This is a genomic window from Massilia sp. 01N410, assembly GCF_056399665.1.
The window spans coordinates 451,086-463,275 of the sequence record NZ_JBFTRV010000002.1; the positions used below are offsets into that span (position 1 = coordinate 451,086).

Annotated in this window: 14 protein-coding genes; 4 read left to right on the plus strand and 10 right to left on the minus strand. The window is 63.7% G+C overall.

Annotation, left to right across the window (positions count from 1 at the left end; all coding sequences use genetic code 11):
• Window positions 1-4 precede the first annotated feature (4 nt).
• The 7 genes from mraY to mraZ are packed head-to-tail and all read right to left on the minus strand — an operon-like array spanning window position 5 to window position 7,651.
• Window positions 5-1,174, minus strand: coding sequence for a phospho-N-acetylmuramoyl-pentapeptide-transferase (gene mraY / locus AC1DOP_RS04610; protein WP_442122213.1), 1,170 nt, complete (start codon window positions 1,172-1,174; stop codon window positions 5-7).
• On the minus strand, window positions 1,175-2,659 hold the full coding sequence (locus AC1DOP_RS04615) for a UDP-N-acetylmuramoyl-tripeptide--D-alanyl-D-alanine ligase (protein ID WP_442122212.1): 1,485 nt from the start codon (window positions 2,657-2,659) through the stop codon (window positions 1,175-1,177).
• The gene (locus AC1DOP_RS04620; protein ID WP_442122211.1) at window positions 2,660-4,204 is read right to left on the minus strand and encodes a UDP-N-acetylmuramoyl-L-alanyl-D-glutamate--2,6-diaminopimelate ligase; all 1,545 of its coding nucleotides are present in this window, start codon (window positions 4,202-4,204) and stop codon (window positions 2,660-2,662) included.
• On the minus strand, window positions 4,204-5,991 hold the full coding sequence (locus AC1DOP_RS04625; protein WP_442122210.1) for a peptidoglycan D,D-transpeptidase FtsI family protein: 1,788 nt from the start codon (window positions 5,989-5,991) through the stop codon (window positions 4,204-4,206). The genes AC1DOP_RS04620 and AC1DOP_RS04625 overlap by 1 nt, the downstream gene beginning before the upstream one ends.
• On the minus strand, window positions 5,988-6,260 hold the full coding sequence (gene ftsL, locus AC1DOP_RS04630; protein WP_442122209.1) for a cell division protein FtsL: 273 nt from the start codon (window positions 6,258-6,260) through the stop codon (window positions 5,988-5,990). Before ftsL ends, AC1DOP_RS04625 begins: the two co-directional genes overlap by 4 nt.
• Window positions 6,257-7,213: a 16S rRNA (cytosine(1402)-N(4))-methyltransferase RsmH gene (rsmH, locus tag AC1DOP_RS04635; protein WP_442122208.1), complete on the minus strand. Its 957-nt coding sequence runs from the start codon at window positions 7,211-7,213 to the stop codon at window positions 6,257-6,259. Before rsmH ends, ftsL begins: the two co-directional genes overlap by 4 nt.
• A 9-nt stretch (window positions 7,214-7,222) precedes the next feature.
• On the minus strand, window positions 7,223-7,651 hold the full coding sequence (gene mraZ, locus AC1DOP_RS04640) for a division/cell wall cluster transcriptional repressor MraZ (protein WP_442122207.1): 429 nt from the start codon (window positions 7,649-7,651) through the stop codon (window positions 7,223-7,225).
• 479 nt (window positions 7,652-8,130) lie between these two features.
• On the opposite strand from mraZ, the gene AC1DOP_RS04645 reads away from it, so the two are divergent.
• Window positions 8,131-9,081: an AAA family ATPase gene (locus AC1DOP_RS04645; RefSeq protein ID WP_442122206.1), complete on the plus strand. Its 951-nt coding sequence runs from the start codon at window positions 8,131-8,133 to the stop codon at window positions 9,079-9,081.
• A 264-nt stretch (window positions 9,082-9,345) separates the two neighbouring features.
• Window positions 9,346-9,672, plus strand: coding sequence for a trypco2 family protein (locus AC1DOP_RS04650; protein ID WP_442122205.1), 327 nt, complete (start codon window positions 9,346-9,348; stop codon window positions 9,670-9,672).
• On the opposite strand, the gene AC1DOP_RS04655 is transcribed toward AC1DOP_RS04650, so the two are convergent.
• On the minus strand, window positions 9,669-9,908 hold the full coding sequence (locus AC1DOP_RS04655) for a hypothetical protein (RefSeq protein ID WP_442122204.1): 240 nt from the start codon (window positions 9,906-9,908) through the stop codon (window positions 9,669-9,671). The genes AC1DOP_RS04650 and AC1DOP_RS04655 overlap by 4 nt on opposite strands.
• Here AC1DOP_RS04655 and AC1DOP_RS04660 point away from each other — a divergent pair.
• Window positions 9,899-10,285 carry a hypothetical protein gene (locus tag AC1DOP_RS04660; RefSeq protein ID WP_442122203.1) on the plus strand — a complete coding sequence of 129 codons (387 nt, stop codon included), beginning with the start codon at window positions 9,899-9,901 and terminating at the stop codon, window positions 10,283-10,285. The genes AC1DOP_RS04655 and AC1DOP_RS04660 overlap by 10 nt on opposite strands.
• 253 nt (window positions 10,286-10,538) lie before the next feature.
• Window positions 10,539-11,192: a YcxB family protein gene (locus AC1DOP_RS04665; protein ID WP_477250052.1), complete on the plus strand. Its 654-nt coding sequence runs from the start codon at window positions 10,539-10,541 to the stop codon at window positions 11,190-11,192.
• A gap of 4 nt (window positions 11,193-11,196) precedes the next feature.
• Here AC1DOP_RS04665 and AC1DOP_RS04670 read toward each other — a convergent pair whose 3' ends face one another.
• Window positions 11,197-11,586, minus strand: a complete 390-nt coding sequence (locus AC1DOP_RS04670; protein ID WP_442122201.1) for a hypothetical protein — start codon at window positions 11,584-11,586, stop codon at window positions 11,197-11,199.
• Between the two features lie 31 nt (window positions 11,587-11,617).
• A complete protein-coding gene (locus tag AC1DOP_RS04675) occupies window positions 11,618-12,085 on the minus strand; it encodes a hypothetical protein (RefSeq protein ID WP_442122328.1) in 468 nt (155 codons plus the stop codon).
• Between the last annotated feature and the right edge of the window lie 105 nt (window positions 12,086-12,190).

A 12,190-nucleotide genomic window follows, 5' to 3' on the forward strand; every position in this document is an offset into this window, starting at 1 on the left:
CGGTTTAACGCAGTTTGAGGGTCGAGATGCCGATCAGGACCAGGATGATGGTCACGATCCAGAAACGCGCCACGACCTTGGTTTCCTTCCAGCCCTTCTGTTCGAAATGGTGGTGCAGCGGCGCCATCAGGAACACGCGGCGGCCGGCCCCGTAACGCTTCTTGGTGTACTTGAACCAGCTCACCTGGATGATCACCGACAGGGTCTCGGCCACGAACACGCCGCCCATGATGAACAGCACGATTTCCTGGCGCACGATGACGGCGATGGTGCCGAGCGCGCCGCCCAGCGCCAGCGCGCCGACGTCGCCCATGAACATCTGCGCCGGGTGCGCGTTATACCAGAGGAAGGCCAGGCCCGCGCCCGCCATCGCGCCGCAGAAGATCAGCAGTTCGCCGGCGCCCGGGATGTGCGGGATGAACAGGTATTTCGAATAGGTGGCGTTACCGGTCAGGTAGGCGAACAGGCCCAGGGCGCCGCCCACCATCACGGTCGGCATGATGGCCAGGCCATCCAGGCCGTCGGTGAAGTTGACCGCGTTCGAGGCGCCCACGATCACGCAATAGGTCAGCGCGATGAAGCCCCACACGCCCAGCGGATAGCTGATGCTCTTGAAGAAGGGGACGATCAGGTCGGCCTTGGGCGGCAGGTCCATCGAGAAGCCCGACTGCACCCAGGCGAAGAAGAGCTGCCACACTTCCCACGGGGTCGCGGCCGAGACCGAGAATGCCAGGTACAGCGAGGACGTGATGCCGATCAGCGACATCCAGAAGTATTTTTCGCCCGAACGCATGCCTTCCGGGTCCTTGTAGACCACCTTGCGGTAGTCGTCGACCCAGCCGATCGCGCCGAAGCCGAGCGTAACCACCAGCACCGGCCAGATCAGGCGGTTCGACAGGTCGCACCACAGCAGGGTCGAGACGCCGATGGCGATCAGGATCAGCACGCCGCCCATGGTCGGGGTGCCATGCTTGGCCAGGTGGGTCTGCGGGCCGTAGGTACGCACCGCCTGGCCGACCTTCATCGCGGTCAGCTTGCGGATCACCGCCGGGCCGCACAGCAGGCCGATGGCGATCGCGGTGATGGTCGCGAACACGGCGCGGAAGGTGATGTAGTTAAAAATCCGCATCGGACCGATATAGTCCTGGAAATATTGTGCGAGCCAGAGAAGCATTTAGTGAGAATCCTTGCCAGTGTTTTGTGATTGAACGAGATGTTGGACCACGCGTTCCATCTTCATGAAGCGCGAGCCCTTCACCAACACAGTTGCGTCGGATTTGCTGCCCAGTTGCTTGTCCAGTGCTGCCAATAAATCGTCGAACTGCTCAAAGTGTTGCGCGCCCGCGCCCGTCATGTGGCGCGCCAATGCGCCGGTGACGAGGACGGACTCGATGCCGCGGCTTGCCGCATAGGCACCGATTTCTTCATGGAACTGTGGTCCCTGCGTGCCGACTTCGCCCATATCGCCCAGCACCAGGATGCGCGGGGCGGCAGCCCCTGCGAGCACGTCGATGGCGGCGCGCACCGAATCCGGGTTGGCGTTATAGGTGTCGTCGATCACGGTGGCGCCGACCGCGGCCTGCTTGCGCTGCAGGCGGCCGCTGACGGGCGCGAATGCTTCCAGGCCGCGCACGATGGCGTCGACCGGAATGCCGGCGGCCAGTGCGCAGGCGCAGGCGGCCAGGGCGTTGCGGACGTTGTGTTCGCCGGCGGCGGAGAGTTTGATCGTGAACGTTTGCGCGTCACTTCCGGCCACTTGCTCTTGAACGTCATTCCCGCGAAGGCGGGAATCCAGGTTTGCTTGCTCGTCAGCGGCGCCAAACTTGGGTCCCCGCCTGCGCGGGGACGACGTAACTGTGAGGTCAGCACCAAAGCTGTTCGGCGTATACGTGGCGCGAACGTCGCAGCCTTCGGACAGGCCGAAGGTCAGCACCTCATGATCGCCAGCCAGCCCACGCCACAAGCCCGTGTACTCATCATCCCCCGGAAACACGGCCACGCCGGTGTCCGGCAAGGCCGCCAGCACCGAGCCGTTCTCGCGCGCCACCGCTTCCACGGTGTGCATGAATTCCTGGTGCTCGCGCTGGGCGTTGTTGACCAGGGCGACGGTGGGCGCCGCGATGGCGGCCAGGCGGGCGATTTCGCCCGGGTGGTTCATGCCCAGTTCGACCACGGCGGCCTTGTGCGCGCCGGTCAGGCGCATCACGGTCAGCGGCACGCCGATCTCGTTGTTCAGGTTGCCCTGGGTGGCCAGGCGCGCTTCCTCGCCGAAGGCGGCGGCCAGGATGGAGGCGATCATTTCCTTGACCGTGGTCTTGCCGTTGCTGCCGGTGACGCCGATGACCGGGATATCGAACCGGCTGCGCCACGCATTGCCGATGCGGCCCAGGGCCGCCAGCGTGTCCGGCACCACCAGGGCCGGCAGCGGGAAGTTTTCCGGGAGCTTCTCGACCACCACCGCCGCCACATTCCTGGCAGCGACCTGGTCGAGGAAGTCGTGGGCGTCGAAGGTTTCGCCGCGCAACGCGACGAACAGCGCGCCGGCTTGTACCGTGCGGCTGTCGGTCGACACGCCTTCGAAGGCGGCGTCGCGCGTCATGCGCACTTCAGCCATCGAGGCGGTGAGCGCTTTCTTCAATTCTTCGAGCGTGCCGCGCATTTAACTTACTCTCATCATCGTCAACCGCGCGCTCAGGGCCAGCGCGGCGTGGTCGGCATCGGAAAAAGGAATCTTCCGACCTTTGATTTCCTGGTAGGGCTCGTGCCCCTTCCCGGCCAGCAGGATCACGTCCGGCTTGCCAGCATGCTTCACCGCCGACAGGATGGCGGCGGCGCGATCCTCGATCGCCTGGTGGGTCGAGCCCGGATGGTGCGGGTCCATGCCGGCGACGATCTGTTCGATGATCGCGCGCGGCTCTTCGCTGCGCGGGTTATCGCTGGTCACCAGCACGTGGTCGGCCATCTGGGCGATCGCGCCCATCTGCGGGCGCTTGCCCGGATCGCGGTCGCCGCCGCAGCCGAACACGCACCACAATTGGCCGCCGCGGTCATGCGCCACCTGGCGCAGTGCGGCGAGCGCCTTTTCCAGCGCGTCCGGAGTGTGCGCGTAGTCGATCACGACCAGCGGTGCATCCGCGCCGCCGATCTGCTGCATGCGGCCCGGGGCCGGGGCCAAGCCTTCGATCACGTCCAGCGCGGCGCGCAGCGGCGCGCCCTTGGCCAGCAGCACGCCCAGCACCGCCAGCGCATTGCTGACGTTGAAGTGGCCCACCAGGCGGGTGCGGGCCAGGGCGCTGCCCGCCGGCGTGTCGACGTGGAACTCGGTGCCAGCCGGACGCGAACGCAGCTGCGAGGCGCGCAGCATGCTCACGCCATCGATTGCCGGCTGCTCGTCTTCGCCGCGCACGGTGTAGCCGGTAACGGCCACCTGCGGGTGGTTGGCGCGCAGGTGGGCCGCGATGCGGCCGCCCGCCGGGTCGTCCAGGTTCAGCACGGCGTGCTTCAGGCCCGGCCATTCGAACAGCTTCAGCTTGGCCGCTTCGTAGCTGGCCATGTCGCCGTGATAGTCGAGGTGGTCGCGGGTCAGGTTGGTGAACACGGCGACGTCGAAATGCATGCCGGCGGTGCGTTCCTCGACCAGGCCGATCGACGACACCTCGATCGCCAGCGCGCGCGCGCCGGCATCGCGCAGGCCGGCCAGGCGGGTCGCCAGCAGCACCGCGTCGGGCGTAGTGTAGCCGGTGGCGTCGAATTCGGCTTCCAAGCGTGCGCGCACCAGGCCGATGCCCAGGGTGCCGATCACGCCCACGCCTTCGTCGACGCCGCCCAGGCGGGCCAGCGCCTGCGCCGTCCACAGTGCGATCGAGGTCTTGCCGTTGGTGCCGGTCACGCCCACGGTGAACATGCCGGCGTCCGGCTGGCCATAGCAAGCATGGGCGATGGCGCCGGCATTCTTCTTCAGTCCGGGCACCGCCAGATGGGGAATGGCGTCCGACTCGGTCCAGGCGAAATCGCGCGCTTCAAAAACCACCGCGGCCGCGCCCTTCTCGAGCGCCGAGCGGATGTAGTTGCGGCCGTCGGCGGCGCCCTCGCCCGGATAGGCGAAGAAGACGTCGCCGCGGCCCACGCGGCGGGAGTCGGAAACGAGACGGCCGCCTGGTGCGGCGGCGCGGATCCATCTGCAGATGTCGTTCAGGTTCGCCATCAATTACTCTCCTCGAGTGGATGTTCGGGGATGATGATGTCCGTGACCGTCGAGTCGGGCGACACGTTCGCCGCCCTCAGCGCATTCGCCGCGAGCGTCGCGAAGGTCGGCGCCGCCACCGCGCCGCCGGTGTGGAAAGGCCCGCTCGGGTCGTCGATCATCACCGCGATCACGAAGCGCGGGTTCGACATCGGCACGATGCCGGCGAAATTGCCGACGTAGTGGGTCTGCGAATAGCGGCCATCGACCACCTTCTGCGCGGTGCCGGTCTTGCCGCCCACGCGGTAGCCCGCCACCTGGGCCTGCGACGCCGTGCCTTCCGGGCTCACCACGGATTCCACCATGACGCGCATCTGGCTCGCGGTCTTGGCCGAGACGATCTGCTGGCCGACCGGCTTCTCGGTCACCTTCTGGAAGGACAGCGGAATGATGTCGCCGTCGCGGGCGAAGACCAGCCAGGCGTGGGCCAGCTGCAGCAGCGACATCGAGATGCCCTGGCCGAAGGACATGTTGGCCTTCGCCACCGTGCGCCAGGATTTGTACGGGCGCACGCGGCCGGCGGCGGCGCCCGGGAAGCCGTAGCGCGGCGCCTGGCCGAAGCCGACCTTGGTGAACATCTCCCACATTTCCTCGGCCGACAGCATCTCCGAGATCTTGGTGGTGCCGATGTTCGACGACTTCTGGATGATGGTGCCGACGTCGATCACGCCGTGCGCATGGGTGTCGCGGATGACGTGGCCGCCGGTGAGATAACGACCGTTGCCGGTATCGAAGGTGCTGCGCGGCGTGATCAGGCCCTTGTCCAGCGCCAGCGCGACCGTGAAGGGTTTCAGGGTCGAACCCGGCTCGAAGGTGTCGGTGATGACGCGGTTGCGCAGCTGCTCGCCGGTCAGGTGGGCGCGGTTGTTCGGATCGTAGGTCGGCCAGTTGGCCAGCGCCAGCACCTCGCCGGTGTGCACGTCCAGCACCACGGCAGCGCCGGCCTTGGCGTGGAATTTCTCGACCGCGTTCTTGATGCTGTTGAAGGCGATGTACTGCAGCTTGCTGTCGACCGACAGGGTCAGGTCCTTGCCGTCGTGCGGCTCGCGCGACATGCCGACGTCTTCGACGATGCGGCCGAGGCGGTCCTTGATCACGCGGCGGCTGCCCGGCTGGCCGGCCAGGGACTTCTGCTGCGCCAGCTCCATCGCTTCCTGGCCCACGTCCTCGACGTTGGTGAAGCCGACCATGTGGGCCATCACCTCGCCCTGCGGGTAGTAGCGCTTGTATTCCTTGCGGGTGTCGAGGCCGTCGATGCCGAGCGCCTCGATCTTGGCGACGACGTCCATCTCGACCTGGCGTTTCAGGTAGACGTAGCTGCGCTCGGAATTCAGCTTCTTCTGCAGCTCCGCTTCCGGCATCTCGAGCAGGCGCGCCAGTTCGCGCACCGTTTGCGGCGAGGCCGGATTGGCCTTGTAATCTTCGGTGAACACCGAGACCGACTTCACCGGCAGCGAAGACGCCAGCACCATGCCGTTGCGGTCGAAGATCTTGCCGCGCGTGGCCGGCAGTTCCTGGGTGCGCATGTAGCGGTTGGCGCCCTGCTCCTGCAGGAATTTATTGTCGGCGATCTGGACCCACAGGGCGCGGCCGGCCAGGGCCGCGAAGGCGGAGAACAGCACGAACAGCACGACGCGCGAGCGCCAGTCGGGCAGGCGCACGGCGAGCACCGGGCTCTTCGAGAATGCCACGCCCTTGGAGGCGGCGACGCGGGAATTGGAGCGGGAATTGCCGGCGCTCGACTTCATTTGCCGCCTTCCGTCAGGTACTGCGTGCGCGCCGGGCTCAGGGGCGCCATGTTCAGGTTGACGCGCGCGATCTGCTCGATGCGCTCGTTCTTGCCGAGGGTGGACTGGTCGAGCTGGAGCTGCGACCAGTCGATGTCGAGCTGGCGCTGCTGGGTCGCCAGTTTTTCGATGTCGTTGACGAGGTGGTTGCGCTGGTAGCGGGCGTTCACGACCGACAGCGCGCAGCCGACCAGCACCGTGGTCAGCACGACGTTGATCTTGCCGATCATGCCGGACCTCCCAGCCGCTCGGCCACGCGCAGCACCGCCGAGCGGGCGCGCGGGTTGGCCTCGACCTCGGGGCCGGACGGCTTGGTCTTCTTGACCAGCTTCATCAAGGGCTGAGGCAGATCGACGGCGCGGATCGGCAGCCGGCGGTCCGGCTGCTCGACCTTGGCCTTCGATGCCAGGAACTGCTTCACCATGCGGTCTTCCAGCGAATGGAAGCTGATGACCGACATGCGCGCCGCGGGCGCGAGCAGCTCGTAGGCAGCGTTCAGACCTGCTTCAAGGTCCTCAAGCTCTTGATTGATGAAAATCCGGACAGCCTGAAAGGTGCGGGTTGCCGGATCCTTGCCTTTCTCCCGGGTTTTGACCGCGTTTGCCACGATTGCGGCAAGCTGTCGTGTGCTTGAAATTGGCTCGACTGCCCGGCGAGCAACAATCGCCTTTGCAATCTGAAAAGCAAACCGTTCTTCCCCATAATCCCGAATCACCTTTTCCAGTTGTCTTTCGTCCACCACGGCCAGCCATTCGGCGGCCGAGATGCCCCGTGTCGTATCCATCCGCATGTCCAGGGGACCGTCGTTGCGGAAGCTGAAACCGCGGCTGGCGTCGTCCACCTGGGGCGACGAGATGCCGAGGTCCAGCAGAATGCCGTCGACCCGGGCGATTCCGCGTGCCGCCAGTGCGTCAACCATCGTCGCAAAGCTGTCGTGCACGATCGTGAAACGCGGGTCAATAATCTGTTCGGCGGTGGCGATCGCCTGCAGGTCCTTGTCGAAGGCGATCAGGCGCCCTTGCGGGGCCAGCTTCGACAGGATCAGCCGGCTGTGACCGCCGCGGCCGAACGTGCCATCTATATAAGTACCGGATGCGCGCTCGCCTTCGAGGTTCAGCGCATCGACTGCTTCGTCAAGCAGCACCGTACGATGCTGCAATTCAGGCACCGGAATAGCGTTCATGGCGGTGCCTTAAAAGGAGAAATTGGAAAGGACATCGGGCATGCCGCCGGCGACGGCTACGGCCTCGTCTGCGGCCAGTTTTACGGCGTCCCAGATCTCGAAATGGGTACCCATCCCGAGCATCATGACTTCCTTCTCCAAGCCAACCGCGCTGCGAAGTTCGGGCGAAATGAGCACCCGGCCCGACGCGTCCAACTCGACATCGCAGGCGTTACCCAGGAAAATGCGTTGCCACGCCCTGGCGGACATCGGCCAGGAGGCGATCTGTTCGCGATGTTCTTCCCACACCGGGCGCGGGAAGAACAACAGGCAACCATGTGGGTGTTTCGTGAGCGTCATACGGCCTTCACACTGCTGCAACAAGGCGTCACGGTGCTTGGACGGTATTGACATCCGCCCCTTCGCATCGAGATTGATCGCTGACGCGCCCTGAAACACGTATTTACCTAGTTTTGGAGAGTTATCAGTTTGTTAGTTTTAGGCGCCGGGAGATCCTGATTTCTCCCACAAAACTGCACTTTTTGCCACCGTTTCCCACTTTAGAGGAAGCGTTGACTGTGGTCAAGCGAATTCACGTTTGGAAAACATCGAAATTGCCAATGAAACCAAGGACTTAGCGAACTTCGCTGAAGCGACCTCAAGTAAAAATATCGAACAAAATTAGGTACTTAGCTAAGTATCTGCATGTGGCGGCTCACGTATACACATGGGTTTTACGTTTGATCAGTCGCAACTTTTTACTGACGGTAGGTCGCGCAAGCGTGCTCGCCCTCTATGCGGCATGCATGACACAGTACGGTGGGAAATTGCAGATTGATGCAGAGCGGGTTAGGATAAAGACAAGCGGTCACCCAGCCGTTAGCGGGTGATAGTGAGCAAGTACTGACTCGCAGGCTCAGCCTGCGCCGGAGGATGCCGTGAGTATCACATTAGCCCGGACCCGCACCGTCTACGACCTCCACGAGGTCCAGGGTGCGCTCGACCGCAGCCGCGGACGTTCGCCCGAGCTCGAAGCGTTCTACGAACGCATGCTGGAGACGGGCGCCGAACGTTTCGTCACCACCCCCTCTTCCATCGACGCCCTCGACCCGCTGTTCGAGGAATGCCCCAATTTCGACGAAGTGCTGGACGACCTGGCGCGCTACCTGCGCCTGGCCCATGCAGGCGATAAAGGGTTTAACGTCATGCCGATCCTGCTGCTGGGCGGACCGGGCGTCGGCAAGACCCACTTCGCCAAGCGGCTGGCGAAGGTCATGCAGACCGACTGCGAGCTGATCAGCATGAACGCGCTCTCGGCCGGCTTCGTCATCACCGGCAGTTCGGCCAGCTGGCGTGGCGCCAAGTGCGGCAAGGTGGCCGAGCGCCTGGTGCGCGGACAGTTTGCCAATCCCGTGATCGTGCTGGACGAGGTCGAAAAAGCCTCGGGTTCTTCCCAGTCGGATCCGCTGGCCGCTCTCTATCAGTTGCTGGAGCCGGAAACGGCCTGCGCCTTCCGCGACGAATTCATCGACGTCGACATCGACGCTTCCCAGATCTTCTGGGTGCTGACCGCCAATTCCACCGAAGGCATCCCGCATCCGCTGCTGAACCGCATGGCGGTGTATGAGGTGCCGGCGCCGACGCCGGAACAGGCGGCCGGCATTGCCCAGCGCATGTATGCGGGCCTGCTTCGTGAATTGAATCTCGGCGCCTTCGATCCTCGTCTGGGAGATGTGGTGCTGGACAAGCTGGCGGGGGTGTCGCCGCGCGACCTGCGCAAGACCCTGCTGGATGGACTTGGGTATGCGGTGGCGGATGGGCGGGAACATGTGGTGGCAAGCGATATCCGGCTCAAGCCTACGCCGGGCAAGGGACGGATCGGGTTTTAGAGTCGCTAACACAGGTCATCAAGGAATCGCTCACACTCCCGTGACCGATTGGCCCAGGCGGGCGTCGGCAAGCAAATCTTCGAACAAGTCCAGCAACAACTGCGCCTTGCTCATGCAAAAAGACGAGTTATTCGAGGTGGCCTTCATGGCGCGATGCCGAAGTACCGATTTAACAACGTTCGCAACCGATGGTGCGCCGTGCCAGTTGCAGGAGCGGTCGAGTTGGTAGAGTATGGATCTCTAAACTGCTATGGAAGGTTCGACATGGAAAATCAGTTCGAATTATCCGAAGTGCTCAAACATCTGGCTGAGCAATTGAGCGCTGCTGACGCCGCTGCGAGGGTGGGCGGTAACCCGGTGATGCAGTTCGAAGACTGCGAACTCGAATTCGCTGTCAAACTCGAAACCGGTGCGAAAGGCGGCGTCAAGGTGTGGGTGATGGAGCTCGGCGGCGAGAAAAAACGCGAGCAGTCGAACAGAGTCAAGGTGAGATTCAAAGCCATTTCGGGGAAGGTTCTTCAAGCTCCCCAAGTCAGTGCGGACACGCCGGCGAATCCGGCGACGCGCCAGCCAACGCAGAAGCGCGTTTAATAACACAGCAAGTCTTGCGGTGACGGCTCATCATGTCCAGGCACGCCGGTTCTATTTGGATCGACAACCATTTCGGTAATATTCCTCGCGATCTCTGGATCGCGGCGGACGCTACCCGAATGGTCGCCGAGGACATTCGGTATGACCGCTTGATCGCTTTTCTGATTGCCCAGAATATTCCCCTTCGCGACCTGACGATCGGATTCTTTCCATCCGGGGCAATACAGTGAAGACATTTCACTTTCCCAACAACGCGGGCTTTGTCGGCAATCGTCCATTCGCCGACGTCGTCTTGAATCCTTCGTCGAGCAGCACACCGACGCATAAATGCCTGGTTGATACCGGCGCCGATTACCTCCAACTTCCATTATTGGCCGCCACTGCGAGCGGTCTGTCGTTGGTCGGCGCGACCAATTTTCCAATAAGTACTGCCAGCGGGGCCGTCAGCATGCTTCTGAAGTTGTCTGCGGTTCCGGTCGACATCGAGGGCTATTTAGTCAGCGTCGATGTCCTGTTCGACCCCACCAATACAGCCTTACCACTCGCGGGACGCAACGTCCTTCTCGCTGCATTTGACCTCGGGTTCGAGACCGCGACCTGGCATTGGAGCTGAACCCGAATTTGTACATTGCGAGTTGCCATACACTGGAGTGCAGGAGCCGGCCAAGGCTGTGTAAAAACACTAGGTCGGTATGGTACTTGGTGCCCTTCTGCCGCTGCGGTGTACAGCAATTGCCCACCCTGGCTGCCGACCTGGATGCGGCTGACGCCATCCAGGAATATTTTTTAGCAGTTCCCGGATTGCATACTTGCAAATTGAAAAACGGTCTTCATGTGCCGGACACCCTCTTCAACGTGGAGTCACCATGTTCGGCACCGGCCATCCCCAGCCTCCTCACCGCAAGGAGGTCGCCATGCAGATCGTCCGGCAGGAACAGAAACGCTTCACCAGCACCGAGCTGACCATCGATCCGCCGCTTGGCAAGGTCGCGCCGCCGCCGGACGCGCCGCCGATCCGCTTCAGCGTCTCCTATACCCTGGCCGAATACATGAGCATCCTGCGCGGGCACGTCGGCTTCATCCTTCGCCACATGCCGGCGCAACAAAGGCGGCGCCAGACCTGGATGCCGCTCGCGATCGGGGTAGTGGCCGGCCTGCTTGCCTGGGCCGCCGGACCCGGCTGGATCGGATACGCGTTGGCGGCGGGCAGCGCGCTGGCTTTGCTGTCGCTGCCCTTCACGCTGGACCTCTGGATCGGGCTCATCGCGCCGCCGGTCTTCCTGCTGAAAAAGCGCCGCATGCCGGTCTGCGAATTCCGCATCGACGGCCACGGCATCGAACGCAGCTCGCGGCTCGGGACGCTGTCGAAGAGCTGGGATGAGGTGAAGATGGTGCGCCGCTACGAGCGCGGCTACCTGCTGATGTTTGCCAAAGGTGGGATGCCGATTCCCTTCCGCTGTCTGGACCAGCAGCAGCAGGAGCAGCTGCGCGCCTATGCCACCGGGCGCGGCATCGCATGAAGGCTTATTTGTCCGGCGCCTGAACCAGCATGCCCTGCCCCGGCTGCTTCGGCACATGAACCCAGCGCCCGTTTACCTGGCGGAAGTCGAGGGTATCGAAGTAATGGGCGATGCCGCCGCGCTCGATCGTGACCTGGGCCGTGTCGGCGTTCATGCGGGCGCTGGCGAAGCGGCTGTGCGGTTCGCCGTTGCTGCTGACGCAGCCAGCGGCGAAGGGACCGCCGCGGTCGGAGACGTCGGGACCGATCACCAGCCGGATGTCGGAAGGAAGATCGGCCAGCGAGGCGATATCGCCCGGCTGCGGCGCAGCCGCCTGCTGGGCGGAGGCCGCCGGGAGGCCGGCGGCAGCGACAATGGCGAAGATGAGCGGCATGATCGTGGTCCGGTAGCGCATTGCATTTCCTTGGGAAGGCATATCGAACATTCTACCCCTTGTCTTCCAGTTTTTTGTCTTCGCTTTTCGCCTCTTTCATCGCCTCCGGCTCCAGCAGCTCGGCTTCCTTGTTGAAGCGGATGAACAGCCCCCAGCCCGACAGCAGGATGCCGGCCGCGACCAGCACCGAGGCCGCGTGCGGCAGCAGTTCCGGCTCCTCGTGCAGGGCCTTGAAGGTGCCGACCAGACCCTCGATCGACAGCGCCACCACCACCACGACCATGAAGCGCGACAGGTAGCGGCGCACGCGCGTCGGCGCGCTGATGTGGGCGTCGCGGATGACCTCCTCTTCGGCGATGGTCTGCGAGATCTGCAGCGACACCACCGCGATCGCCAGCAGGCCGATCGCCTCGATCGCACTCTCGGCGCCTTCGGCCAGCTCGGCGCCGACGGCTCTCCAGCCCGTCAGCACGGCCAGCACCATCAGCAGCAGGGATATGGCGACGAACAGCACGGCCATGACCGCGTGGACGGTGGAAAAGAAGGCTTTCAATGCACAGCTCCCATGGGATTGATCTGTTTCGATTGTGCCCGATCCAACGGCGGCGGCTCGCACTGCAGCTCG

What these genes read in the sequence shown, in the direction of transcription:
- ftsL (WP_442122209.1), bottom strand. Translation starts at nt 6,260, where the DNA reads ATGATCGGCAAGATCAACGTCGTGCTGACCACGGTGCTGGTCGGCTGC.
- mraY (WP_442122213.1), bottom strand. Translation starts at nt 1,174, where the DNA reads ATGCTTCTCTGGCTCGCACAATATTTCCAGGACTATATCGGTCCGATG.
- AC1DOP_RS04665 (WP_477250052.1), top strand. Translation starts at nt 10,539, where the DNA reads ATGTTCGGCACCGGCCATCCCCAGCCTCCTCACCGCAAGGAGGTCGCC.
- AC1DOP_RS04625 (WP_442122210.1), bottom strand. Translation starts at nt 5,991, where the DNA reads ATGAAGTCGAGCGCCGGCAATTCCCGCTCCAATTCCCGCGTCGCCGCC.
- rsmH (WP_442122208.1), bottom strand. Translation starts at nt 7,213, where the DNA reads ATGAACGCTATTCCGGTGCCTGAATTGCAGCATCGTACGGTGCTGCTT.
- AC1DOP_RS04670 (WP_442122201.1), bottom strand. Translation starts at nt 11,586, where the DNA reads ATGCGCTACCGGACCACGATCATGCCGCTCATCTTCGCCATTGTCGCT.
- AC1DOP_RS04650 (WP_442122205.1), top strand. Translation starts at nt 9,346, where the DNA reads ATGGAAAATCAGTTCGAATTATCCGAAGTGCTCAAACATCTGGCTGAG.
- AC1DOP_RS04655 (WP_442122204.1), bottom strand. Translation starts at nt 9,908, where the DNA reads ATGTCTTCACTGTATTGCCCCGGATGGAAAGAATCCGATCGTCAGGTC.
- AC1DOP_RS04675 (WP_442122328.1), bottom strand. Translation starts at nt 12,085, where the DNA reads ATGGCCGTGCTGTTCGTCGCCATATCCCTGCTGCTGATGGTGCTGGCC.
- AC1DOP_RS04620 (WP_442122211.1), bottom strand. Translation starts at nt 4,204, where the DNA reads ATGGCGAACCTGAACGACATCTGCAGATGGATCCGCGCCGCCGCACCA.
- AC1DOP_RS04615 (WP_442122212.1), bottom strand. Translation starts at nt 2,659, where the DNA reads ATGCGCGGCACGCTCGAAGAATTGAAGAAAGCGCTCACCGCCTCGATG.